The sequence below is a fragment of the Pseudoalteromonas atlantica genome (assembly GCF_043641955.1).
GTDB lineage: Bacteria > Pseudomonadota > Gammaproteobacteria > Enterobacterales > Alteromonadaceae > Pseudoalteromonas > Pseudoalteromonas atlantica_A.
Map to the genome: position 1 here is coordinate 393,261 of NZ_JBHZRV010000002.1, position 25,696 is coordinate 418,956.

Annotated in this window: 26 protein-coding genes; 18 read left to right on the forward strand and 8 right to left on the reverse strand. The window is 36.7% G+C overall.

The window, feature by feature from the left end:
- Positions 1-41 precede the first annotated feature (41 nt).
- The 3 genes from ggt (at position 42) to ACHUE3_RS05320 (ending at position 4,502) form a co-directional block, all read left to right on the forward strand.
- Positions 42-1,823, forward strand: coding sequence for a gamma-glutamyltransferase (gene ggt / locus ACHUE3_RS05310; protein WP_394190899.1), 1,782 nt, complete (start codon positions 42-44; stop codon positions 1,821-1,823).
- A gap of 168 nt (positions 1,824-1,991) precedes the next feature.
- Entirely contained in the window at positions 1,992-3,686 is a 1,695-nt protein-coding gene (locus ACHUE3_RS05315) for an NAD-dependent malic enzyme (protein ID WP_394190901.1), read from the forward strand.
- Between the two features lie 105 nt (positions 3,687-3,791).
- A complete protein-coding gene (locus ACHUE3_RS05320; protein WP_394190903.1) occupies positions 3,792-4,502 on the forward strand; it encodes an SIMPL domain-containing protein in 711 nt (236 codons plus the stop codon).
- A gap of 45 nt (positions 4,503-4,547) precedes the next feature.
- Here the strand turns inward: ACHUE3_RS05320 and ACHUE3_RS05325 are convergent, their stop codons facing one another.
- Positions 4,548-5,894, reverse strand: a complete 1,347-nt coding sequence (locus ACHUE3_RS05325; protein ID WP_394190905.1) for a DUF2254 domain-containing protein — start codon at positions 5,892-5,894, stop codon at positions 4,548-4,550.
- Positions 5,895-6,007: 113 nt separating this feature from the next.
- Here ACHUE3_RS05325 and ACHUE3_RS05330 point away from each other — a divergent pair, with 113 nt between their 5' ends.
- The 11 genes from ACHUE3_RS05330 (at position 6,008) to ACHUE3_RS05380 (ending at position 16,157) form a co-directional block, all read left to right on the forward strand.
- Positions 6,008-6,382 carry an MAPEG family protein gene (locus ACHUE3_RS05330; protein ID WP_394190907.1) on the forward strand — a complete coding sequence of 125 codons (375 nt, stop codon included), beginning with the start codon at positions 6,008-6,010 and terminating at the stop codon, positions 6,380-6,382.
- A gap of 1 nt (position 6,383) precedes the next feature.
- Entirely contained in the window at positions 6,384-7,283 is a 900-nt protein-coding gene (locus ACHUE3_RS05335) for a hypothetical protein (RefSeq protein WP_394190909.1), read from the forward strand.
- A 7-nt stretch (positions 7,284-7,290) separates the two neighbouring features.
- Entirely contained in the window at positions 7,291-7,917 is a 627-nt protein-coding gene (locus ACHUE3_RS05340; protein ID WP_394191659.1) for a sulfotransferase, read from the forward strand.
- Positions 7,918-7,990: 73 nt separating this feature from the next.
- Positions 7,991-8,563, forward strand: a complete 573-nt coding sequence (locus ACHUE3_RS05345; protein WP_394190911.1) for a MiaE family protein — start codon at positions 7,991-7,993, stop codon at positions 8,561-8,563.
- Positions 8,564-8,790: 227 nt separating this feature from the next.
- Entirely contained in the window at positions 8,791-9,162 is a 372-nt protein-coding gene (locus tag ACHUE3_RS05350) for a hypothetical protein (protein ID WP_394190913.1), read from the forward strand.
- A gap of 124 nt (positions 9,163-9,286) precedes the next feature.
- Positions 9,287-10,249, forward strand: a complete 963-nt coding sequence (locus ACHUE3_RS05355) for an ATP-dependent 6-phosphofructokinase (protein ID WP_394190915.1) — start codon at positions 9,287-9,289, stop codon at positions 10,247-10,249.
- Between the two features lie 297 nt (positions 10,250-10,546).
- Positions 10,547-10,936: a response regulator gene (locus tag ACHUE3_RS05360; RefSeq protein WP_099293759.1), complete on the forward strand. Its 390-nt coding sequence runs from the start codon at positions 10,547-10,549 to the stop codon at positions 10,934-10,936.
- Between the two features lie 7 nt (positions 10,937-10,943).
- The gene (locus tag ACHUE3_RS05365; protein ID WP_394190917.1) at positions 10,944-11,849 is read left to right on the forward strand and encodes an AAA family ATPase; all 906 of its coding nucleotides are present in this window, start codon (positions 10,944-10,946) and stop codon (positions 11,847-11,849) included.
- A gap of 243 nt (positions 11,850-12,092) precedes the next feature.
- A complete protein-coding gene (locus tag ACHUE3_RS05370; RefSeq protein WP_394190919.1) occupies positions 12,093-12,866 on the forward strand; it encodes a DUF58 domain-containing protein in 774 nt (257 codons plus the stop codon).
- Positions 12,850-14,841, forward strand: coding sequence for a transglutaminase TgpA family protein (locus ACHUE3_RS05375; protein WP_394190921.1), 1,992 nt, complete (start codon positions 12,850-12,852; stop codon positions 14,839-14,841). Before ACHUE3_RS05370 ends, ACHUE3_RS05375 begins: the two co-directional genes overlap by 17 nt.
- The gene (locus tag ACHUE3_RS05380; protein WP_394190923.1) at positions 14,838-16,157 is read left to right on the forward strand and encodes a Na+/H+ antiporter family protein; all 1,320 of its coding nucleotides are present in this window, start codon (positions 14,838-14,840) and stop codon (positions 16,155-16,157) included. Before ACHUE3_RS05375 ends, ACHUE3_RS05380 begins: the two co-directional genes overlap by 4 nt.
- 156 nt (positions 16,158-16,313) lie before the next feature.
- On the opposite strand, the gene ACHUE3_RS05385 is transcribed toward ACHUE3_RS05380, so the two are convergent.
- From ACHUE3_RS05385 to ACHUE3_RS05395, 3 genes are read right to left on the reverse strand one after another with little or no spacing between them, the layout of a single operon-like run.
- Complete coding sequence (locus ACHUE3_RS05385) at positions 16,314-16,745, reverse strand: acyl-CoA thioesterase (protein ID WP_058558794.1); 432 nt, start codon at positions 16,743-16,745, stop codon at positions 16,314-16,316.
- A gap of 5 nt (positions 16,746-16,750) precedes the next feature.
- Positions 16,751-17,566 (reverse strand): M23 family metallopeptidase, encoded by an 816-nt coding sequence (locus tag ACHUE3_RS05390; protein ID WP_394190926.1) that lies wholly within the window; start codon positions 17,564-17,566, stop codon positions 16,751-16,753.
- Positions 17,559-18,416 carry a 6-carboxytetrahydropterin synthase gene (locus ACHUE3_RS05395; RefSeq protein WP_394190928.1) on the reverse strand — a complete coding sequence of 286 codons (858 nt, stop codon included), beginning with the start codon at positions 18,414-18,416 and terminating at the stop codon, positions 17,559-17,561. Before ACHUE3_RS05395 ends, ACHUE3_RS05390 begins: the two co-directional genes overlap by 8 nt.
- Before the next feature lie 205 nt (positions 18,417-18,621).
- Here ACHUE3_RS05395 and fabA point away from each other — a divergent pair, with 205 nt between their 5' ends.
- On the forward strand, positions 18,622-19,137 hold the full coding sequence (gene fabA / locus ACHUE3_RS05400) for a bifunctional 3-hydroxydecanoyl-ACP dehydratase/trans-2-decenoyl-ACP isomerase (protein ID WP_099293783.1): 516 nt from the start codon (positions 18,622-18,624) through the stop codon (positions 19,135-19,137).
- Positions 19,138-19,206: 69 nt separating this feature from the next.
- On the opposite strand, the gene rmf is transcribed toward fabA, so the two are convergent.
- Positions 19,207-19,377 (reverse strand): ribosome modulation factor, encoded by a 171-nt coding sequence (rmf, locus tag ACHUE3_RS05405; protein ID WP_058558798.1) that lies wholly within the window; start codon positions 19,375-19,377, stop codon positions 19,207-19,209.
- A 422-nt stretch (positions 19,378-19,799) separates the two neighbouring features.
- On the opposite strand from rmf, the gene acuR reads away from it, so the two are divergent.
- The 3 genes from acuR (at position 19,800) to ACHUE3_RS05420 (ending at position 22,019) form a co-directional block, all read left to right on the forward strand.
- Complete coding sequence (gene acuR, locus ACHUE3_RS05410; protein WP_394190930.1) at positions 19,800-20,435, forward strand: acrylate utilization transcriptional regulator AcuR; 636 nt, start codon at positions 19,800-19,802, stop codon at positions 20,433-20,435.
- A 47-nt stretch (positions 20,436-20,482) separates the two neighbouring features.
- Positions 20,483-21,481, forward strand: coding sequence for an acrylyl-CoA reductase (NADPH) (acuI, locus tag ACHUE3_RS05415; RefSeq protein ID WP_394190932.1), 999 nt, complete (start codon positions 20,483-20,485; stop codon positions 21,479-21,481).
- A 121-nt stretch (positions 21,482-21,602) separates the two neighbouring features.
- Entirely contained in the window at positions 21,603-22,019 is a 417-nt protein-coding gene (locus ACHUE3_RS05420; RefSeq protein WP_394190934.1) for a VF530 family protein, read from the forward strand.
- Positions 22,020-22,256: 237 nt separating this feature from the next.
- Here ACHUE3_RS05420 and ACHUE3_RS05425 read toward each other — a convergent pair whose 3' ends face one another.
- The 3 genes from ACHUE3_RS05425 to ACHUE3_RS05435 all read right to left on the reverse strand — a co-directional run bounded on the left by ACHUE3_RS05425 (position 22,257) and on the right by ACHUE3_RS05435 (position 25,602).
- On the reverse strand, positions 22,257-22,688 hold the full coding sequence (locus ACHUE3_RS05425; protein WP_394190936.1) for a DUF3859 domain-containing protein: 432 nt from the start codon (positions 22,686-22,688) through the stop codon (positions 22,257-22,259).
- A 51-nt stretch (positions 22,689-22,739) separates the two neighbouring features.
- The gene (locus ACHUE3_RS05430; RefSeq protein ID WP_394190938.1) at positions 22,740-24,575 is read right to left on the reverse strand and encodes a protein kinase domain-containing protein; all 1,836 of its coding nucleotides are present in this window, start codon (positions 24,573-24,575) and stop codon (positions 22,740-22,742) included.
- Between the two features lie 172 nt (positions 24,576-24,747).
- Positions 24,748-25,602 (reverse strand): HDOD domain-containing protein, encoded by an 855-nt coding sequence (locus ACHUE3_RS05435; protein ID WP_394190940.1) that lies wholly within the window; start codon positions 25,600-25,602, stop codon positions 24,748-24,750.
- Between the last annotated feature and the right edge of the window lie 94 nt (positions 25,603-25,696).

Below are 25,696 nucleotides of genomic sequence, written 5' to 3' on the forward strand. Positions count from 1 at the left end.
ATTTTAAGATGCCAATTATCTAGGTGTAATAAAGCTATTTTATGTTATTTAAGTTTTCAAAATCGGCCATTTTAGCTGCAAGTGTTTTACTTCCCACATTAGCCAGCAGTGCCACAGAACGAGAAACACGTGAGCCAGAAGCGGCAACAGGCCATTATGCAAAGCAGCAAGTTGCCGGTGATCAATTCATGGTTGCTGCTGCTAATCCATATGCCGTTAAAGCGGGTCAATCTATATTGGCAAAAGGGGGTAGTGCGATAGATGCCGCCATTGCAACGCAATTAGTTTTAACCTTGGTCGAGCCACAATCCTCTGGCATTGGCGGCGGTACATTTATGATGTATTTTGACTATAAAACAAATACATTAACCAGTTTTGATGGCCGTGAAACCGCACCAGAAAATGCAGACGAAACACTTTTTTTAGATAAACATGGTAAGGCGGTTAAGTGGATTGAAGCCGTAGTGGGAGGGCGTTCAGTGGGTGTACCTGGTGTGCTACATGCATTTGCAAACGCACACAAACAATACGGTAAGCTGCCTTGGGCTGAATTGTTTAAACCAGCGATTCAATTAGCAGAGCAAGGTTTTAAAGTATCCCCAAGATTACATAAACTGCTAGCCAAGCGTTTTAACCCTGGCGTAACTGAGCTGGATGTTATTCGTGATTACTTTTTTATCGATGGTGAGCCCCTAGCAATTGGTACTCTAAAAAAGAACCAGCCTTTAGCCGATATTTATAAAGCAATTGCGGCCAATGGAATTGATGCTTTTTATAAAGGTGATAACGCTAAGCAAATGGTTGAAGCAGTTCAAACCAGCAAAATAGCACCAGGTACTTTGTCAGTAAACGATTTGAAAGAGTATAAAAGTGTAGAACGAGACGCTGTTTGTGCGCCTTATCATGAGTACACCGTATGTTCGATGGCCCCACCTAGCAGCGGTGGTGTAGCAGTCATTCAAATTCTTGCTTTACTAGAGAATAAACAATTAGCACAGTACGAGCCTAATTCAGAACGAGCCATTCATTATTTTACCCAAGCATCACGCTTGGCATTTGCCGATCGTAATGTGTACATGGGCGACCCTGATTTTGCGCATATTCCTACTCAAGAACTCCTCGAAGCAGACTATATAAAACAACGTAGTGCACTTATTACTGAAAAAGATACACCTGCTGTAGCTGGAGAGCCTAAGGAAAAGTTAGCTTATGCACAGGATGATGCTTATGAATTACCCTCAACGTCGCATGTGTCAATTGTAGACAGTGCTGGAAATGCGGTTTCAATGACCAGTTCAATTGAAATGGCATTTGGCTCAACGGTCATGGTTAATGGCTATATATTAAATAACCAGTTAACTGATTTTGCGTTATCACCGAAAAAAAATGGCAAACTTTTAGCCAACCGAGTTGAAGCAGGAAAACGCCCGCGAAGCTCTATGTCACCAGTTATGGTGTTTAACAAGGATGGAAGTTTGCGTTTAGTTGTGGGTTCACCCGGTGGTAGCCGTATTATTAATTATGTTGCGCATGTGCTTATTGGCGTTTTAGATTGGAATTTAACCGCTCAACAAGCAATTAATCTTGGTCGTGTAACAAACCGTAATCGTTACACTACAATTGAAAAAGGTATGCCGGTAGAAGCGCTCGAGGCATCGCTTACTAAGCGTGGACATACTGTTTACATTAGGGATTTAAACTCAGGTTTACATGCAGTTGAACTAATAAATGGTGTTTTATATGGTGCAGCTGATCCTCGCCGTGAAGGTATTGCGTTAGGGGATAAAGATATTGCAATTAAAGCATCTAATTCTGACGAATAATCCTTAATCGTATTCTTAAGATAATGTACAATATACTATAAAGCGCGGTGATTCATTGCGCTTTTTTCTCATTGTGAATGGTCTGACAAGGTTGAATCTCATTGCTTTTTTTTATTCATGCCTAATAATGACAGATCAAATTTAAAAGACATCGCTAAGCTTGGAATTATGACTACAAATACCGATCCAAATTATCTTTATATTCATCACTCAGGCCCGGGCTTGATCGAAACTCCTCTATTAAATAAAGGTAGTGCATTTACTCAAAAAGAGCGGGAAAGTTTTAACCTAGCGGGTTTGTTGCCGCCACGCTATGAAACAATTGAAGAACAAGTTGAGCGTTGTTATCAACAATATTCAAGTTTTAGTGATAATCTTAATAAGCATATATATTTACGCGCAATACAAGATAATAACGAAACCTTGTATTATCGTTTAGTGCGTGATCATCTTGAAGAAATGCTACCAATTATTTATACCCCAACAGTCGGTGATGCTTGTGAAAAATTCTCAGACATCTATCGCAGTGCACGTGGTTTATTCATATCATATGAAGATCGCTATCAAATAGACGATATCCTGCGTAATGCGACCAAAGGTAAAGTTAAGGTTATTGTTGTTACCGATGGTGAACGTATTTTAGGCCTTGGCGATCAGGGTATTGGTGGCATGGGTATACCGATTGGTAAATTGTCTCTTTACACTGCATGTGGTGGTATAAGCCCTGCTTATACATTACCAGTAATGTTAGATGTGGGCACTAATAACGAAAAACTATTAAATGACCCAATGTACATGGGTGCACGCCATAAACGTATAGCCCAAGATGAATATGATGAATTTTTAGATCTATTTATTAAGGCAGTGAAACGTCGCTGGCCTAATGTGCTTTTACAATTTGAAGACTTTGCACAACCTAATGCAATGCCTTTACTTAAACGCTATCGCAATGAAATTTGCAGCTTTAACGATGATATTCAAGGTACAGCCTCTATAACCGTAGGGTCTTTATTGGCTGCATGTCGTGTTAAGGGTGAAAAGCTTTCAGAACAAAAAGTGGTGTTTGTTGGTGCGGGCTCTGCAGGCTGTGGTATTGCTGAACAAATCATTAGCCAAATGGTTTCTGAGGGAATTTCAGATACACAAGCAAGAAGCCAAATTTTTATGGTTGATCGTTTTGGTTTGTTAACACAAGGCATGCAAGGGCTTCGTGATTTCCAACAAGCGTTGGCGCAACAAACTGACGATTTAGCACAGTGGACATACAGCGGTGAATTTGCATCATTATTAGATGTAATGCACTGCGCTCAGCCTGATATTTTAATTGGTGTTTCTGGCCAACCGGGCTTATTTACCGAGCAAGTTATTCGCGCTATGCATAGTAATTGTGCACAACCGATTATCTTTCCATTAAGTAACCCGTCTAAACAAGTAGAAGCATTACCAGAGGACGTAATTAAATGGACTGATGGTAAAGCGCTTGTAGCTACAGGAAGTCCATTCTCACCAGTTGTTTACAACGGTGAAACGTTCCCAATCCCACAATGTAATAATAGTTATATTTTCCCAGGTATTGGTTTAGGTGTTATTGCTGCAAAGGCAACCAGAATTACTGATGCAATGCTGATGGTTTCAAGTGAAATATTAGCAGAGTCTTCACCGCGAGCTAACACAGGTGAGGGTAGCTTGTTACCCGCGTTGACTGAAATTGAAACCTTAAGTAAACGGATTGCGTTTGGGGTAGCAAAAAAAGCGATTGAAGAAGGTGTGGCACTTGAGATAACTGATGACATGTTATGGGCCGCAATCGATAAAAATTATTGGTTACCTAAGTATCGTAATTATAAACGTGTAAGTAACTAAAGCAGTAATTGAAAAACAGACTTCGGTCTGTTTTTTTTCGCTTGTTCATTTTCGATTAACCACGTACGGTATCTAATAGACGGAATTTAATTATTAAGGAATGTTATGCGTTATTTACCTTTACTTGCTGCGGCACTCACTTTTAATGTGTTTGCTGAAAGTACACCAAGTGCGCCGCATATTTATATTCAAGGCCAAGCAGAAATTACCACGGCTGCTGACACTGTCTTACTAAACGTCGGCATTGTAGAAATTGATAAAGACTTACTAGCTGCAAAAAATAAAGCTGACAAAACCATGGCTAAAGCAATTAAACTTGCTAAAAATTCTGGTGCTTTAGATAAAGACATAAATGCAGGGCAAATCAATATATACCGTGAAACCAAATATAATCGGCAAACAAATGCACAAGAGTTTGTTGGTTTTAGAGTATCGCGTAATATAACAATAAAGCTTAATTCAATTGATAAATACCCAACACTATTACAAAGCTTAGTTAATGAAGGTATCAACCAAATTAACAACACGCAATTTGTGTCAAGTAAATATAATGAGTTACACCAACAAGCACAAAAGTTAGCAATAAAAGATGCCCGCCAAGCTGCCAAAGAGTTTGCTACTGACTATGGTGTTGAGATTAAAGGTTTGTACAGTGCCTCAATGAGTCCGATGGATACCAGTGTACAACCTTACGCAAGAGCTAAAATGGCTATGTTATCTGATAGTGAGTCAGGCGGCGTAGTTCCTGATTCATATCATGCAGGGGAAATTACAATTTCTGCATCAAGTTATGCAATTTACTTAATCGAAAATTAAAAGATACACCACGGTGAGAAATATACTTCTCACCGTGGCTATGTTCTATATCTTTTCTGTAAACCTCTTTAATAGAATTTCACCTTTCTTTGGTGAAATTCTTTGTATTGATTTGAGCATATTTATTACTTCGGTTCTATCATATTGGTTAGTCGTTTGTTCGTTTATGTCGTCAACTATTGCCGTTAAATAATTGAATAAATTAACTGTAGCTTGCTCATTTTCGTGCGCTGTAAACAAAATATTTTTGAACGCTTCAAGTATGTTAGTCATAACATAGGCGTCTGATTTTGCATAATTACGCAGCGGCGTAAAATTATCATGAAGTAATTCTTCAAACGATGTCTCGTGAATATAAAGAAGCGGATATTTATTTGCGTGTTTGAATGAGTAGTTTATATCGCTAATTTTTAACCTTTCAATTAATAAAATACTCAACATATCAATAGCTTTTACTGCGGTACCAGGATCGTTTATACCAGGGCTCATTGCTTTAACTGCAATCTCTGATATTTGGGTTAAACCGTAGCGATAATGATCGCTAATATATTCTTCGATATAAAAAATAAAGCAATTTAATAATTTTTCAACTAACTCTGGTTTGTCAGATAAATCACTATCACACTTCAAGAAAGGGTAGCCTTTAACAGTGAAGTAGCCTTGATTAACAACAATGTAAATTTTAATTTTTTCTTGAGCAAGAATTTCACAGAGTTTTTCAGAATTAACCCCTTTAAAATAACCCTCAGTTGTACTTTCAATCGAGTGCCATGATTCAAACTCAGGGAACTCATTGATTGGATTCGCCTTCTGACGTTCGCTAACATCTGTGATCTCTTTTTTAGTATGCTTAAATAAATCATTAAGAACATTATCAACTTGAATAGCTTTTGAAATTGAATGAATAAAGTAAACAAATAGACCTAAAGATATTAAGCCAAAAATGAGTGAAATAAGCACACCTAAAGCGGGAATCGCCACATAATCCTCCATCTGCTTAATATTAATTAGCATAATAATTGCGTAAATTATGCTACCAAGATAAAAACCCAGTACCAGTTGATGTGATTTTTTAGTAATAAGACCGGGTATTACACGCGGCGATAAATTAGCACTGGCAGTGTTTAATACGACCATTACCATTGAAAAGCTGAACACAGTTAGCGAAATAACGCTACCTGCAAGCGTGCTTAGAATAGTCCGTGCATTTTCTTCACTATCAACTAACAGCACGTTTATTTGATCTTTTAACTGTGAGATGGGTGACGTGTATTCAATTGATACTGTTATAGTCGCTAAAATGAGAAAACTAACTGATAAAACAGATGGGTAAAAGCCTATGCTATTAATCATTTCTCTATAATTGTTGGCAATTTTACGTGGTGCGAACATACATTTCCTTTTGACCTGTTTTATCAACAAGGTAACATAAAAAACTAGTTTATTGCTGGCTATTTAAAAAGTGATCTTGTGATATCATAGAAAAAAATTCTTGGAATTAAATTGTGATTATCTCTTTTTACGCAGCTGTCTTAGCATTTATGTACATTCACCTTAGTATGAATGTTGTTAAAGTCCGAAAAGCGAATAAAATCTCTTTAGGAACAGATAACAACGAATCATTAATAAGAGCAACACGCGCCCAAGGAAATTTTATTGAGTATGTACCTTTTGCACTTATTTTAATTTTTTTAGCTGAGTTTCAAGGATTGGGTAGCCATTACTGCCATCTTTTAGGAGGCTTATTAGTATTTGGCCGTATTTGTCATAGCATTGCGTTAACAGATGGTACCTTTAAACTACGTGTTATAGGTATGATATCAACGTTTGCAGTACTTGCGTTATCTGCATTTTTCTTGCTGTTTAAACGGTTCTTTTAATATGAAATCATGGTCTTTTCTTATCGCTATAGCTGTGCTCTTGGCCCCGATAACAGTCAAAGGCACAGAGTCGATTGCAGAAAAGACATCTCGGTTAGATGTGTATTATCCAAAACCTGAACGTGATTATGAAAAAGAAAGTTGGTACCCATTAGTCCTATTAAAATTTGCACTTGAACACAGTGAATACGAACACACACTTCAAGAGTCGGTTAACATGGTACAAAGTCGCTCTTTAAAAGAGTTGGTTGAAGGCCAATTAGTTAATGTTGCTTGGTCAATGACAAGTATTGAAAGAGAAAGAGATTTAATGCCTGTCAGAATCCCCATATATAAGGGACTATATGGGCTTCGTTTATTATTTACTACGCAAGACAAGCTTATAAAATTTGACAATATTAATGATGCAACTGAACTCTCTAACCTCGATTTTATTCAAGGTCATGATTGGCCTGATACAACTATATTGCAGGATAATGGTTTCGAAGTATCAACGTCTACAAGTTATGAGGCTTTATTTAGTATGTTACATAAAGGGCGAGGGGATGCATTTCCGCGCTCTATTTTAGAAACTGAATGGGAGCTAAAACAACTTGGGGCTGATACGGATATCTCAGTGGTTCCCAATATAGCCATTAAATATCCAGCGGCAATATATTATTTTGTTAATCCAAATCGTCCAGACATCCACAAAGCTATTTCAATTGGCTTAAAGCGAATGCATGAAAATGGTAAATTTGATGAACTCTTTAATCGCTATTTTACCGAAGCAATTAAAAATGCAAAGCTCGAACAAAAAACCATTATTCCACTGACAAATAGTCATATGTCAGAGTTAACACCTCTTAATATCACTAATTTTTGGTTTGACCCAGAATCAATAAAGACACCCATCCAATAAAATGAACATTAACCGTATTTTCATTATAGGCCTACCAAGAACTGGCACCACAAGTGTATGCAATACATTTTTAGAATTAGGATTTAAGACCGCTCATACAGCCTATACAAAACAGTGTTTTAATAATGCTCAAGTTATTGCTGATACGCCAATTTTTAATGATTTTAAAGCTTTAGATAAACGATATCCACATTCAAAGTTCATCTATTTAGAGCGAGAGCTCGCATTGTGGGTGCCTTCTATACGTCAGCTATTGCAAAGAATGTATAATAACCTGACACGAGAAGATGGTGGATTTAACCCTCATATTAAGCGCTGTTACATAAATACATTTAAAAACTTATCTGTTCAAAATATGGCCTGCGATATCTATTTTAAAGAGCAATACTTGCAACATTTTGAACAGGCCCAAAGCTATTTTAAAAATAGAGAGAATGATTTTTTATCTATTAATATAAGTAAAAAAGAGAGCTTTGAGCAGTTATGCACTTTTTTAAATTGCTCAGTCCCAGAAGGCTTAAGCGACTTTGAAAAAATGAACATAGGCGGAAAAGTAACTGCTTGGAATAAAATTAAGCATCCGCTTAAAATTGACTCTACAGCAAATGGGAAAATAGATAAGGTTATATATTAACTTTGTGCTGTTACAAGATTTTATCGATTGATTACGGTAAAATTGCGCTATTGAATTTAAAGTAAGTTAAACCATGTTTGAATTAAAATACCATACTCCGTTTTCATGGACTGAGGCTGTACTAGCCGATTTTGATACTTTTTTACAAGATCATGCTGCTGCTGAAAAAAAAGCATCGGGCATGGCTATGTCTATGTTATCGCATTACCCAGATCGCCGTAAGCTTGTTAAAGCAATGACAGATTTAGCTCTGGAAGAAATGATACATTTTAAGCAAGTTTTGAAGCTTCTAATTGACCGTGACGTAAATTTAGGTAACGACCAAAAAGACCCTTATGTTAAACAAATTCGTGCTGTTTTTAGAAATGGACGTGATGAATTTTTAATGGATAGATTGCTTGTTGGCGCAGTAATAGAGGCGAGGGGACATGAACGTTTTTCTTTAGTTGCTCAAGCATTACCTGAAGGAAAAGAAAAAGAATTCTATGTGGCTATTGCGAAATCAGAGGAAAAACACAAGAACTTATTTGTTGAGCTTGCGTATGAATACTTTGACATAGCAGAGGTAGACGAGCGATTAGAGGAAATATTAATAGCAGAAGCTAATATTTGTAAAAAAATTCCATTTACCGCTGCGTTGCATTAGAAACTGCCCCAAGTAAATTATGTTAAATAGGCTGTTAAATTATTTTAACAGCCTAATCGCCTCAATAATATTCATTAAATAAATCGAGCAATCAATCTATATTCCGCAAATAAAGGTCACATTCATTTAAACCTCTTATAATTATTAAACAAAGCATAGCTGCTTGATCAAAGTATTAGCATTAGAAAGTTTAATGACTATTTAAATAATGGGATAAGGAGATGACCATGAAATTAATGACGGCTTTAACAACAGTTTCTTTAATTGGAATAGGGGTATTAAGTAGCTCTATCTATACAGAATATGAAACACTGCAATCTAATAAGAATATGCGTGAAATATCCAGCAGTATGTATCAGTCTATAATTTGGCAAATGGATGCATACAATAACCGCACGTTCTACAACCAAACAAAAAGCTTTTATGATGATAGAGTCATAAATATGCTTGAGTATGAACAGCTTAAGTCACTCGCGCAAGAACAATCGGCTCCCATGGTATATATCAGTTTATCAAACGAAGAGCTTTGGCATACAAAAGAGCTGTTTACTGAAAGATTGACTACCGAAAAACATAATGACTTATTAGCGGTAAATTAAGTTAGATTTTCGTTTTTAATTGATGAAAGTTTTAACGAGATCAAATTTAGCTTTGATTTTTTACACTCAGTGTTAAATCTTATCTAAAATATACGATATTCACTTTAAAAGCGTAAATCATTTTATGATAAATCATATCGGTATTTTAACCTCGGGTGGTGACGCACCCGGTATGAATACAGCGCTATATGCAGTTGTAAAAACAGCCCAACAATTTAATATTAAAGTAACTGGCATTCGCAAGGGCTTTGAGGGGCTGATCAACAATGATTTAATTTCTTTAGATCTTGAAACGCTACAATCAACAATGCACTTGGGTGGCACAATTCTAAAAACAGCTCGGTGTGAAGCTTTTAAAACAGAGCAAGGCCGACAAAGCGCAATTAATACAATTAATAACAACGAAATTGATGCGCTTATTATTATTGGTGGTGATGGAAGTTTTAAAGGCGCTATGTGGTTAATGCAATTATGTGACATTCAATGCATTGGTATTCCTGGCACAATTGATAATGACTTAGCAGGCACTGATTTTACGCTCGGGTTTGATACCGCGGTCAATACATCAATGCAGTGTATTGATAAAATAAGAGATACAGCAGAGTCACATAATCGTGTATTTGTAATTGAAGTTATGGGCAGAGACTCAGGTTATATTGCTGCATACTCTGGATTAACGTCTGGTGCAGATTCAATTTTAATCCCAGAAAGTAAAAATGATATTTTGCGTTTACTCGCTAAGATTAAAAGTTATCACAGTGAGCATGCATTTATCGTTGTCGTTGCTGAGGGAGATGAAACTGGAACTGAGATAGTCTGCAATAAAATAAAAGCCGTAAATCCACTTATTGATGTTCGATTAACGAAACTTGGCCATTTACAACGTGGTGGTAATCCGACTGCAAATGATCGCATGCTGGCAATTGGGCTGGGTAGTTTAAGTGTTCATGCGCTAGTAGAGAATAAAACAGGTGTGATGGCAGGAATCATTAATAATAAATATTGTTTAACTAAGTTTGAAAGCATTTTTAAAAAGCATGAAATAACAGAAGAAGTAAAAGAGCTTTTATCAATGTTTTCTAGCTAACTGATTTAGCCATTTAAAGTTCTTAAAAGAGGGTTAATAATAAAGGTACTGATTAGCTTGTTTGTATTAAACCACTCTATTTAACATAATATAAATTATAGGTTATTAATATACCGCCATACATATGTATGCTTCTGCCTTATTTTCATACCTACTATGTCCAATACTAGACGGTATCGGACATTTTAATGGTTTATTTCAAATAGTTGGTTTTATTACGGTATCTTTCTTGAGCTTCATTATCGCTTAGCTTAGTATTAAATTACAATTTAAGCTGTATCACAAGAAGTAAACAACATGGAATTTGTGCGCCCGTTAGAACCTATTTTGATTATTGATGATGTTCAAGATATTCGTGACTACTTGAATCAGATCTTAACTGAGTTAGGTTTTGAAGATATTTTAGAAAGCCGTGATTTTGAATCTGCAAAATCGCTAATCAAAGAAAAATCCCCTAATGTCATCTTTCTTGATATAGAGTTACCGGATACCGACGGTACAGAAATTCTTGAATTTCTAAATGATAATTACCCACACACCCATGTTGTAATGTGCTCCGGACATAACAGTTTAGAGAATGTACAAAATACTTGGGAGCTCGGCGCTAAAGGTTTTATTGCCAAGCCATTCAACGCGAAAAAAGTTGATACAGTAATGAAGCGATTAGAAATAGTCGAACATTTTTAAGGTTACTATGCATTCTACAGTCACAGATATAATTGATGATTTATCACAGGTAATTTTTGGTAAAAAAACACAAATTAAGCTCGCCTTAACATGCTTATTTAGTCAAGGCCATTTACTGATTGAAGACTTACCTGGCATGGGTAAAACCACTTTATCTCATGCACTTGCATCTGTTTTAGGTTTGTCTTATCAGCGAGTTCAATTCACCAGTGATTTACTGCCATCGGATATATTAGGTGCCAGTATTTTTAACTCAAATGAGCACACCTTTACATTTCATAAAGGGCCCGTTTTTAGTCAAGTTGTGTTAGCCGATGAAATAAACCGTGCTGGACCAAAAACGCAAAGTGCGCTGTTAGAGGCAATGGAAGAAAAACAAGTCTCGATGGATGGTGATATATACCCCCTTCCAACACCATTTTTCGTTATTGCTACACAAAACCCTTTATACCAATCAGGTACTTACCCTCTCCCTGAGTCACAATTAGACCGTTTTATGATGCGAATAAGTTTAGGTTTTCCCCCAAAGGAAGCAGAAAGAAAGCTTATTTTAGGTGTTAATAATCGTGATTATGATGCGCTTCCTAAACGGATAAGCTCTTCTCAACTAATTGATATACAATCTGAAATTTCAAAAATGACTATTGCAGATCCCATCGTTGATTATATTATTGAACTTGTATCTTACACCCGAGAGAGCGGTGTTTTTGCTAACTCATTGTCGCCAAGAGCCAGTATTGCATTGGGTAAAGCTGCACAGGCTTGGGCTTATATTGAAGGTAGAGACTTTGTCACTCCCGATGATATACAAACTGTGTTTAAAAGCGTGGCAGCTCATCGATTAGGAATTGATGAGCAAACAAGCGAATTACAAATAAAACAGTTACTAAACGCTGTTCCTGTGCCCTTGTAAAATATGCTATTTGCAAAAATACTAAAGAATAAAAGTAGTGGTTTTTTATTTGCTAACTTTAAAAAAGCACTTTTTACTAAGCTGCTAAAAAATAAACATACCGGCAATTCACTTACTCTAAAACATAATACGATTTATGTTCTTCCTTCAAAAATGGGCTGCGGTTTTTTATTTGTCGCAGTATTAAATTTTATATTAGGGATTAATTATCAAAACAACCTAATTTTGGCTATGGCTTATTTAATGCTTGTTGTTTTGGTAATGGCTATTTTAATTGGTTACTCCAATGTTAAAGGTTTAACTATTTGTTTCAAAGCAAAATATAGTGACTACTCCCCTATTTCACCGCGCGTAGTTTTTGATATTTCAGCAGATAAATTATGTCAGTCATTCCAATTTATTTATCAAAATAAATTATTGCATCACCTAGATGACATAACAGATAAGATAAACATTACAGTATCATTGCCTTATAAAAACAGAGGTAGTTATCCGTTAGAACGAATAAAATTATTAAGTCAGTATCCATTTGGTTTAGTTTCTGTTTGGAGTTATATGCAAATTGAAGAAACTGTTTTTGTTTACCCTAAACAAGTTAATCCGAATAAAAACAATAACTTTATGATTGATGATCAAAATGACAACGGCGATTTAAAACGTGGTAATGGAATTGATGAATTTGATACCTTAGTTGACCACCAACATGGTATGGGATTACAAAGAGTATCGTGGAAACATTATGCAAAAACACAGCAACTGATGGTGAAAGAATTTGTTAACTTTGCCTCTACACCGATGACCTACGACTATTCTCAACTACAAGGTAATGCCGAAACAAGATTAAGCCAATTGAGCTATTTGACCACCCAAGCCAATATAAACGATCATGCATTTGCACTTAAATTAAATAATCAGCTTTATCCCATGGCAAAAGGCCCTGAACACTTTACTGCATGTTTAATTGCATTGAGTCGTTTTAACTTGAGCACTGAGAGCCAAGATGCAAAAAATCCATAACGAAAAACCAATAAACCTTACTTTGTCAATAATTTATGGCGTGGTTGTTTTATTTATCATGCCTGAACTCACCCCTGTATTTATTGCATTATTGGCCTTATTATGTGTGTGGAATTTTACGATAACCGTAATGAATAAGCCTAAACCAAGCACATTATTCGCAAATATTTTGGCTGGTATTTCACTCATATTGTTATTTTACGATATCGGATTCGGTGATACAGTAACCTTGTTTGTTGCCATGCTTATTTTGTCTAGCTTGTTTAAGTTGTTGCAAGCAAAAACCAAAAAGCATTATCAAACTATTGTTTTACTGAGTTTTTTTAGTTTATCAACTGTCTATCTATTTTCGCAGTCAATTATTGCAACATTATGTGTGAGCATTCTATATGTATTTAATTTTGCCGCGCTTGCACTTATAGAAAATAAACATAGTTTAAAAGTAGCCTCTAAGCAAAGCGGTAAAATGTTCTTACTCGCTTTACCTGTGGCTGTTTTTTTATTGTTATTTTTACCAAAACTACCCGCTTTTTGGCAGCTACCAGGGCCAAAACTTGCTAAAACCGGGTTGTCTGAAAATGTTAACCCTTTTGATATTGCAAAACTTTCTCGTTCAGACGAGCTTGTTTTTAGAGCGAAATTAAGTACAAATAACCCTCCTGCCCCTCCATACTACTGGCGAGCCATAATACATGATGAATTTGATGGTACGACCTGGTTAGTATCGGACATATTAAAAAGCCAACAACGAAATAAAACGTCTACAAACGATACGGACAAATTTAATTCACAATACACAATTATTGCCGAGCCCTCTTCAAAGTCTTGGCTATATGGCATAGGCCAAGCATATTCACCAAACTCTGATGTAAAAAGTACTGAGCAAGGTTTACTTATTCGCAAGCGTTACTTAAGTAATAATATAAATTACGAGGTAAAAAGTTCGACCTTTAATGATTCACAATTAAACGAAATTAGTCGCTATCAAAATTTAACACTTCGAAACTCTGAACAAACCAATATGCAATCTCAACAATTGGCGTTGTCTTTATATAAAAAACATAACAACGACAGCGCATTTGTAACCGCCTTAACAGAATATTTTTTAAATAAGGGTTTTGCTTATACCCTTACACCAGATCCTATGACAGGTGATAACACTATCGATGAATTTATGTTTAATAATAAACGGGGATTTTGTGGCCATTATGCCAGTGCTGCAGCGTTTATGTTTAGAACAGCAGGTATTCCTGCCAGAGTGGTATCTGGTTATTTAGGTGGTGAGTTAAATGAGCAAGATGAATATCTGAGTGTTTATCAATATGATGCTCACGCTTGGGTTGAGGTATTTATAAAAGGCAAAGGCTGGCAGATTTTTGATGCAACCGCTGTTGTTTCCCCTGAACGTTTGAGCGGTTCACTTTCACAGATGCAATCTCTTAATAGTGAGTTTACTAGCAACTTAGAATTTAGCTTACTAAGGTTCAACCAAATACCGGGCTTTAATTGGCTGCGTTTAAATTTAGAAAATTTAGATTATAAATGGACAAACTGGGTGCTTGGCTTTGATCAACAAAAACAGAGTTCATTTTTAAAACGTCTGTTTGGTAACAGCCAACTATGGAAAATTTCTTTATTCGTTATCATATCCATCATTGTAATTTTTATTAGTTATTTTGTTTATTTAAATTGGCCTAGAAATACAAAAATAAATGAGCATTTGCTAGCAAAGCACTATAAAGAAATTCAACATTGGTGCGCTAAAAATGGTTTTAATCAAAGTGTTAATAGAACCCCACTACAATATCTCAATTTAGCGAGTGAACACTTTACTGACAAAGGGCCACTTTTCATGCAGTTTGCTCAGTTATACAGCGATGTTCGTTATAAAGGTGATGAATTCACACCGCAACGTAAAAATCACAGTTATGATCTGGTAAAATCAATTAAAACAAAAGCAAAGAGATCTCTATGAATGCAGTCGTAATTGGTGTTTTATTAATGCTTGGGTTAACGTTGGCTCGCGTAAATGTAATTGTTGCTATGACACTAAGCGCTCTGGTTGCAGGTTTGAGTTCTGGGCTTGGCTTAACAGAGACTTTAAATGCATTTAACGCGGGTTTATCCGGCGGTGCAGAAATAGCCCTTAGTTATGCCATGCTGGGTGCATTTGCTGTTGCGATTTCAAAATCAGGTCTCACCAGAATTCTCGCTGCGAAACTATTATCACAAGTAAACACTTCAAATAAAGGCGAAAACGCGCTTAGCTACTTTATATTATCAATAATACTGGTGTGTGCTATATCGTCACAAAATCTCATCCCTGTGCATATTGCTTTTATTCCAATTTTAATTCCACCATTATTAATTGTGTTCAATAAGCTACGATTAGACCGCAGAGCCATAGCCTGTATATTAACGTTTGGCCTTGCAACCTCTTATATGGTGCTGCCATATGGGTTTGGCGGTATTTATTTGTATTCAATATTACATAAAAATTTAGTCGAAAATGGGCTAGAGATCATTAATACAAAAGTCCCCATGGCTATGATAATACCTGCAATTGGCATGTTCATCGGGCTCTTGATTGCGGTATTTATTAGCTACAGAAAACGCCGCACTTATAAAACAGATAACTTAGAAGAGAAAACAATCAACGTAACTGTTGAGAAACCAAAAAAAGTTTTGCTGGTTGGTATCACTGCGGTATTAACATCATTAATAGCTCAAAGTGTAAGTGGCTCTATGATATTGGGCGGACTTGTTGGTGTAATGATATTTAGCTTATTTGGTATTGTTAAATGGGAGCAAAATAACGACGTATTTAGTAAAGGTGTTGCTATGATGGCAATGATTGGCTTTATTATGATAGCGGCTCAGGGCTTTGCATCGGTTATGAAAGCGACAGGTGACGTTGCATCTTTAGTGCAAAGTGCCGCTGGGGTTATTGAAGGCAATCAACCTTTGGCAGCAGCGTTAATTTTATTGGTCGGCTTAATGATTACCATGGGAATTGGTAGTTCTTTTTCAACAGTGCCAATAATAGCGACTTTATTTGTGCCTTTGTGTTTAGAATTAAACTTTTCTGTGATGGCAACTGCCGTCCTCGTTGGTACCGCTGGTGCTCTGGGTGATGCAGGCTCCCCTGCTTCAGATTCAACATTAGGCCCAACCTCGGGCTTAAATGTAGACGGTCAACACGACCATATTTGGGACTCGGTTGTGCCGACCTTTATTCACTTTAACCTCCCCCTGTTGGCTTTTGGTTGGATAGCGGCAATGGTGTTGTAAAAGAGTGAATACAGAATTCTTTATTCGTTTAGCTAAATTTCCTATCTCACTCTATGCCGAGTTTATCTTCATAAAAAACAAAGTATGATGTGTTCTTTTGTGTATATAATAATAGCACTTACAAAGTGCTATTAAATATTTTGTATTTTTCTAAATTTAGAAACCGTAGATCATTTTATCGCATACAACCGGCGTTGGCCTGTGGTTGTCATCAACGGCAACAAAAGTAAAACTACCTGTAATAGCTGAATGCTTGTCATCTTTATGCATTGTTTCTAGGAAAATCTCTACATCAACACGTAAACTTGTATTACCAACATGTACTACCTTAGAGATTAGTTCAGCAAAGGTACCTGCAGGAATAGCCTCTTTAAAATCGACTCTATCAGATGAAATGGTTACTAAGGGTTTACGGCAAAAACGCGTTGCAGCAATAAAAGCAACTTCGTCCATCCAAGCAAGCGCGTCACCACCAAATAGTGTGTTGTGGTGGTTTGTACGACCAGGAAAAACCGTTTTTGTTACAGATGTAGTTGATTCTATTATTCGTTGTGCAATGATTTCATCGCGATTAACTTCAGTTGTCATGTTCTCTACTTTTTATTCGCTAAGGTGTCTATCATCATTAGTGCTGGGTCTAGGCGCTCGCCCTTCCAGTTAAATCGCCAATCTAAATGTGGGCCAGTTACTCGGCCAGTAGCACCTATTTCAGCAATTTTTTCACCACGTTTTATCTCATCACCTACTTTCACATCTAATTTGCTTAAATGAATATAGGTTGAAGTAACACTGTGTCCGTGGTCTATAATTAGCGTCCCACCAGAATAATATAAATCATTATTAGCAAAAACGACCGTTCCACTGACTGGCGCATATACAGGACTGCCCGTTTTATTAGCAATGTCTAAACCAAAATGAGGACGACGAGGCTCACCATTGAAATAGCGTTGGCTACCATAAACACCTGAAATACGACCTTGAGCAGGTTTATAAACAGGATCTAGGAAGTACGTTAAATCTGAATCAACTTTACGGGCATTTCTAACTGCAACCGCTTCACGACTAATACGCTCACTGACTTCTTTTGGTGGAGATACATATTTTTTTGCAACACCGGTGATTTTATCAATATCGTAATCACGTTTAGTGATAAGCAGTTGCTGCTTATGTGTTTTGCCTGTTTTGTCTACCCAGGTTAATTGATGATTTAGCTTAGCATCGCGACCAAAACCAAAAACAAATGTACCATCAGCCGTGGTTTTTAACTTATCACCATTGAATGTGACTGATTTCACGCCATCAAGTTTGCCTGTAACTAAACCACCTTGAGTGAGATTACCTTTGAGTTCAACGCCATGTGCAAAAACACTTAATGAGGTTAGGACACACGCAATAATCATTTTACGCATAACAAATTGACCCCTTAGCAACCCCTTCATAGGCTGTTACCTTAACATCAGACTCACAATACTCAGCTTTAATTTGCTGTGCTAAATATGCCGCAATGCATTCAACCGTTGTATCTTCTGGTAAAATATCACAGCGGTCATTACTGATTGCCATTTCAAAGTAACCTTGCGCTGCGCTGTAAGCAAAGCAGAGGTCAGACTCATTAGCTTTAACATGTTTTAATTGTGCCGCATCAATTTGATCCTCAGCGGTGGCTAAGTATATATCTTGCCATTTGTCAGCCCACTGCTTTTGAATACTCGGCATAGCCATGCCATCTAAAGAAACACCTAACTGAGAACGATGGCCATGTATAATGCGTTGACAATTACCATCATGCTTTTTAAGGCCATGACTGTAATGATAGAAAAAGCTTTTACTGTGCTCTGGTTTTAATTCGATTTCAATTTTATCGATATTGCTTGGTAACTGCGGCATGATAGTCGCAATTAAAAAGTCTATTACGGCTTGCTCATTAATAACAGGTGAGTCAATTAAGCAATATGCTTGATTAGGTGCACTCATTGCTAAATGATGACCATCCCCAAATGTACAATCAAGTGTTTTATAATCACCATGAGATACAACTTCACCATTTATTTGTGAAGGTATCGCTAATTTATGATCAATACATTCATCAATAATGCCTTTGATTTGTTTTTTCACAAGACCAAAATCAAGTACCATTGATTCTTCATTTAGTTTGCCATGAAGCGTTAAATCAACAATCCAGCTTTCGCCAACTGCGCCTCGTTTATTACACAAGTAAGAAAAATCAATTACGGTAAGTGCGTTAACAAAAAGGATCATAAACTTCCTTTATAATGGTTAAAAAATCAAATTGATTATAATGATTTTTACTCGTAATTGCGCGTTCTAATCGCACAATTGGCATGTTCTTTACCTAACCGGTGATATTTCATGCAGAAATATTATTTTTTTAACTGCTCAGAGTTGTTTGGCGTACAAGTGTACGCTAAAGTACTCTGCAATTTCTAAGCGACGAAAAAGTGTTATGGAACCTAAAAATAGCTATACAAAAGAAGAGTTGATCCTTTGTGGTCAAGGTGAAATGTTCGGTGAAGGCAATTGCCGCTTACCAAGTGATAACATGTTAATGATGGACCGTATCATCTCAATTACTGATGACGGTGGCGAGCATGGCAAGGGTCAAATCGTTGCTGAACTCGATATCGATCCTAGCCTGTGGTTTTTCGATTGTCACTTCAAGGGCGACCCTGTAATGCCAGGCTGCCTAGGCTTAGATGCAATGTGGCAGCTTGTTGGTTTTTTCCTTGGTTGGTCTGGTGGTCCTGGTTTAGGCCGTGCTCTGGGTGTAGGTGAAGTAAAGTTTACAGGTCAAATTTTACCAACAGCTAAAAAAGTAACGTACCGTTTAGATATGAAGCGTGTAATCAAGCGTAAATTGTTTATGGGCATGGCTGATGGAACTGTTGAGGTTGATGGCCGCGTTATATACGAAGCAAAAGATTTAAAAGTAGGCTTATTTCAAGATACTAGTGCATTCTAATTTGATTAGACTGTGACAACAAAAACGCCCTCATTCGAGGGCGTTTTTGCTTAAAATTCGTTTATAAAATTATGTTTTATACATGTTACGATTTTCTATCGCTTCACGCCAACCACCCAACCATTCCGATTTAGGGTCTACTTGTTGATAAGGGCAAATATCTTTTGAACGTCCTGCCAAACCTGCTTTAAAACCTTGAGAATGAGCTCTTTCTAACCGATCTCTTTTCTGTCTCTTCATAGGTAAATCCTCACCTTTTATATTTATAAATTTGTAGTGTTAATGACATCTACAATTAATGAATAGTTAATAAAACTGTTAAATTCAAATCATAAAAGCAATTAAATAAATTGACTTTAACTAAGCTGCTGATGCGAAAATGAATTAACATATAAAAAAGCAAAGTGGTCAAACCACTAAAGTACATTCAATATTTATATAAAAATAATTACGACTATCTAATCGCTAACATGCAGTTTCCCGCCTTAAATGTGACCACCTAAATCCAGCTAAAGTTCATCATTAAATTGTAATTATGACAACTTTATTACAAACAACTAATAATTAAGGATTTATATTTTTATAAAGTAAGATTCGAAAAAAATGTGTAAATAACATACAAAACACTTGTGTTTTTAAATACGATCGGTCTAATATGAGCTATGCAAACAAATGAGCAAAATCCACCAAGGCGTGGTCGTCCACCAAAAGTAGTTCGCAGTAATGCAGATACTAAAGCATTACTTATAACTACAGGGCTTGAAACATTAACCGAGTTTGGCTTTAGTGCCACAGGTATAGACACTATTTTAAAAAAGGTAGGCGTACCTAAAGGCTCTTTCTATCATTACTTTAAAAGTAAGGATGATTTTGGCTTAACTGTAATTGACGCATATAATGATTACTTTGTTGCAAAATTAAACAGATACTTAAAGCAAGATGATGTGCCTCATTTAGAACGGTTAATAAATTTTACTCAAAGTGCTGCTGCTGGTATGCAAAAGTATAACTTTAGTCGAGGTTGTTTAATTGGTAATTTAAACCAAGAGCTCAATCATTTATCTGAAGAATTTAAAACTAAGCTATTACTTAGCTATCAGCAGTGGCAACTACAAGTACAGCAGTGTATTGAAGGTGCACAAGATCAAAAGTTAGTAAGCAAGCAAATTGATGCTGCTCAAATGAGTGAATTTTTTTGGGTTGGCTGGGAAGGTGCAGTTATGCGGGCTAAACTGGTTAAAAACTCACAACCATTAATGCTTTATACAGAAATGTTTTTACGTGCGCTCCTTAGGTAGCGCTTTTTTTTACTTATTAAAAGACGATCGGTCTAAAAGGATTCGTAATGGAAAATTTGTTCAATGCTATTGTTATCAATAAATCAGATGACACCCCCTACTCGGCAAGTTTTAACTCCATAGACGCAAGCTCGTTACCCGATAACGATGTGTGCATCAATGTATTGTACAGTACACTCAATTATAAAGATGGGCTTGCAATCACAGGCAAAGGCCCCGTTGTACGTAGTTTCCCAATGGTCCCGGGAATCGATCTTGTAGGCGAAGTATCCAGCTGTAAAACAAGTGAGTTTCAATCTGGCGACACCGTAATTTTAAATGGTTTTGGTGTGGGTGAAAAACATTGGGGCGGACTTGCTCAACAAGCCAGTTTAAATGCTGATTGGTTAATTCCCATGCCAGCAGGGTTAACGGCAAAGCAAACTATGCAAATTGGCACTGCCGGTTATACAGCAATGCTCAGTGTTATTGCACTGGAAAAACAAGGTATCACACCAGAATCAGGTGATATTTTGGTTACTGGTGCTAATGGCGGCGTAGGTAGCTTTGCTATTTATTTACTTAATAAGCTGGGTTTTAATGTTGTTGCAGTGACTGGACGCCCAGAACAATCACACTACTTGAAAAACCTTGGGGCTAAGCAAATCCTTCATAGGGATGAGTTTTCAAGCCCAGGTAAGCCTTTAGCAAAAGAGCGCTTTGCAGCTGCCATTGATTCTGTTGGAAGTCATACCCTCGCTAATATTTGCGCATCTTTAAAATATGGTGGTGTTGTAACAGCGTGTGGCCTTGCTCAGGGTATGGATTTACCCGCATCAGTAGCGCCTTTTATTTTACGCGGTGTGTCACTGATTGGGATCGACAGTGTTATGCGCCCTAAAGCTGACCGAATAGAAGCATGGGATAGGCTCAATTCTTTAGTCAGTACAGAATACCTGAACACCATTAGCAATGAAATAAGCTTAAATGAGGTGATCAAATCTGCTGATGAGCTAATGGCAGGCAATGTAAGGGGCCGTATAGTAGTTAATTGCCAAAAACCTTAACTCATTACCCTCATTTTATAAAGCTGCTAGATACATGGCAGCTTTCTCTCTTAATTTATACTATCTAATTATCCATTTAAAAATTATAATTACTACATTAGAAATTGAAATGAGAGTGACCATGAGTAACGAAGAATTATTCGGCAATAACCCGTTGCAAGGCGTTAAACTTGAGCAGGTTGTATCTGAATTAGTTGATCAATACGGCTGGGAATTATTACATGCTTACTTACAACTAAATTGCTTTAAAAATAATCCAGACCTTAAGTCTGCGGTAAAATTTTTACGTAAAACTCAATGGGCGCAAGACAAGGTAGAAAACTTTTACCTCTATCGTTTAAAGAATTTACCTAAGCCTGATGATGTTCAATATGAACTCCCTCCCCGTGATCGTGTTATTCCTGAGGATCATAAACCAGGTGAACCATGTGAATTAAGCTTCAGTGATGCAAAGCGTATTCAAGCGAAGAAAGAAGCGAAAGATCGTGCCCGTACCCGCAAGCAGCGCTCAAATGCCAGTAACCCTTGGGGTAACTAGCTAGCTGCTAGCTGCTAGCTGCTAGCTGCTAGCTGCTAAAAATATTTTAATAATTAAGCTGACACTGTCAGCTTTTTTATCGAAGTTATATTAAATACTTACATTAAAGAGTTGTCGAAAAGCCACCAGCTGTATTTAATATTGCAAACACGCCAGAAGGCTATTTATTTACTGAAAAGTCATTCCACACCCAATTGATTCACTCTAGCTAACCTCTTGGTAGAAACTTTTAAATTATTAATACCCACGCTTTTGCCAAAATTCAATCTCTGACATAGCTTCTTCTTCAAACACAGCAAATGTTTTATCCGCAATTATTTTACCGTTAAGCTCTATGGTCATACGCCAATCGCCTGTTTTATTATTGATTGGCTCCCACAGCGTATCACCTAAGTAAAAGTCCCAATCATTATCTTTGACGTATTCAATACCCTCAAATGGCGGCATGGCTACCCCTTCAGCATCTGGGATTTCTGGGTGGTAAATACAATAACGAAGCTTTTCCCCTTTTGCCTTTTTAAAATTCACGATAAAGCCAAATTCGATATCTAGCTTAGCAGGCACTTTCGTTGTGAACGACTGTATCTGTGGCAAATCTTTGGAGGATGAGTCCCACTGAGTGTAAATGCCAAAGCTTTGAATTGAAGTAATTGGTTTCACTTTTGCCATACTTGCTCCTTTGCATGAATGGATTAATTTTAACTAATTTAAATGTACAATTTAAGATAAACTTTGGTTCTCAAAGCGTTTTGGATCTTTAGGAAAGAAAAAATCGGGCTGTTTATCGCATAAACCAAATTCACGGGTGTTTTTATAGGGTAATTTCATAAACCCTGCAACGCCTACATCTGTAATGCTAACCGCATATTGCATCAGTTTATTGAGTAAACGTTTAAATTCAATTTCTTTACTGGCATCTAACAGGCGGTAGTAATGGTGAATTTTCATTCTATCTGGTAGAGCTTCAAAAATAATACAGCCAGTATGGTGGATTTGGTTCAGCTCAAAAACGCACTTGATCACTTTTTTAGGTAGTTGCAATTGCTCGTCTGGGTCTTTTCCGTCTTCAAAATAGGAGTGTGGTCGAGTTACTTCAACATTTTTAATGTCCATTACCTCGTAATCTAATTCTGGTAAATGTTCAAACTTAAAAGCACCCGTGCCATCACGCTCTAACTGGATGGTTTTTCTAGCATCAAATAAACAACATTTAAATAACCCTTTTTGCTTAATTCCTTGAGCAAGCATCACGGTATTATTAACAGCTTGAGTAAAAGCAACTCCCAATGACTTATCATGCATTATCAGTGAAGATTCAATGTATACAGATTCCTCTTTCCAATGAAAACTTAAGCCCCCTACTACCGGGTATTTAGCCAAACGGCTAATAGAAGCTAAAAATGCTTTTTCTGTGTCGCCGGTATCAAATAAAAACTCTTTATAATATCTATCAAGTTGTGCATCGTTTATATCTAATAGTTGTTGTTTATGATCAGCTTGACGCAAAAACTGTTTACGAGAGCTATAAACAACAGTATCTGGTGATTCATCATTTTTGCTAAACCAAAAAGGAATTGATGTTTTTTGCTCGCCATGAATATTGATATCTGGCAAAAAAGCGTTGGCAATTAAGGGCATGTTTCTTATAAAGTAATCTCCCGCTTTATCTCGACTATTTTTGTGTTTTGACAACATGCCATCAATTACCTTAGCCAACTCCTTTGGTAAACCTAAAGAGCTCGCAGGAATAACTTGCGCGCCAAAACGACATGATTGGGCAGAGGCTAGTGCATAAAGCGTTGAGGCAACTCCTTGCTCATCGAATCTCGGGGATGACTTTTCTCCAGACATTTGCGCATCACCAATAAAATACACATCTCCCATGCGTGCATTGGTAGTACTTAGATCACCAGACATAAGGTCCATAAAGTTACTTGTTACTGGGTCACCATAACTATCGACTTGCGCATACACAGAGCTCCCCCAATCAACCAGTGATAGAGCATCTGTCGCTTCATCCCAAACAAGGTTAGACGGTTTAATATCTCCGTGAACAATAGGCTGCGGGTTTATACCATTTTGCTGACGTCTTAAATCAATTAATACATTGCGTAACTTTAACGCCAGGCGGGTAATCGAAGCAGCATTAAATCGTCCTTTTTTTAATGATACCTTTTCAAGGTCTTCACCTAGTGCACGTGACATCATTAAAATGCCCTGCTTTTTTATACGTTCAAAGCCATAAAACTTGGGGACAAGTGGGTTATCAACTTGAGAAAGCATGTATGCTTCATCTTCAAGCCTATCCCTTACACTCTGCGATAATGTTATTCGTGAAAACTTAAAAACCCAGGGTTCTTGTTTTTCATCAAGGCCCGCAAAAACAAACCCAAATGCACCAGAGCCAATCATTTCAACATTTGTGTAGCCAAGATTAGTAAGCTTTTTTATACATATTGTTAACCATTGGCGATGCTTTTTCGCATCATGGTGCGATAGCAAATAAACAGATTGCTCTTCGTTGATATAAAAATTTCTTATTTCTTTGGCTTTCACTGCCTAACTCATGATTGAAACGTAGATAAGATTGATTATTCTTTGATTTAACATAGTTTTCAAGAAGTCATGTTAAATTAAAGAATTAGAGGGTTATTATGTAGATTAATAAATGCGAGAAATGTAGATTAATAAATGCGAGAAAATTCACAAGGAGGTGATGCAAACACCGTTAAGATGAGTTTTCATTTAAGAAGTCGATCACATCTTCTTGTAAATCAAGTTTGTCATCTTCGGTTAAATGTAGGATGTCCAACACATTGCCTTCAATAATATGCCAGTAAGGTAACGGGCTTCCACGTTTGACAATATTAACAATGTTTTCAGCCATTTTTAAAATAGCTAAGCTTAATTGCTCTTTAGTATCTGTTATTTTTTCCAGCATTGTTACATCGTGATGAATTAAAATGACATCACAAATATCTTTTGGTAAATGCCAGCTATTAGCAAAATAATAACCTATGACTGCATGATTGGTTTTAAACATGCGTTCTTCAATTTCAATAATGGTTTCTTTATTTGTCCTATCTGCATGATGAAGTGCTTTTACATAGTTATCATATTTGATAGCCATTGGTGGCACACCGCAATCATGAAAAAGCCCTAACGTGTATAACGTTTCAAGTGAAACCTGACTTTTAAAACGTTGCCCAATTATCATGTTCACATGAGCTATCTCTGTTGAGGTATCCCAAAAGCGCTCAAGGCTAATACAGCTATTATCTGTTGAAAACATTTGCTTCAACTTTAGCCCTTGTACTAGCGAGTTCACTCCATCCCAACCAAGAAACATAACGGCTTGTTTTATATCTGAGACGGTTCTAGATAACCCATAAGCTGGAGAGTTAATTATTTTTAATATAGCTGCGGATATAGCTAAATCTTTAACAATAACATCTGCAGCTTCAAATAAAGCAGGATCTTCTTTTGATGCTAGATCTTGCAAGTCACTTAGAATTTGCGGTTTAGGCGGGATGATAAAGTTTCTGTTTATATCTGATAACACTTGTTCTGTTATTACTATCATTAAGGTTGAGCCCCTATATACAGAAAACGTAATCAATACTCGTACAAGAAGTTTAATAATAGAAGGTGTTTAGGGAGTTAGCAATAAACTGAGT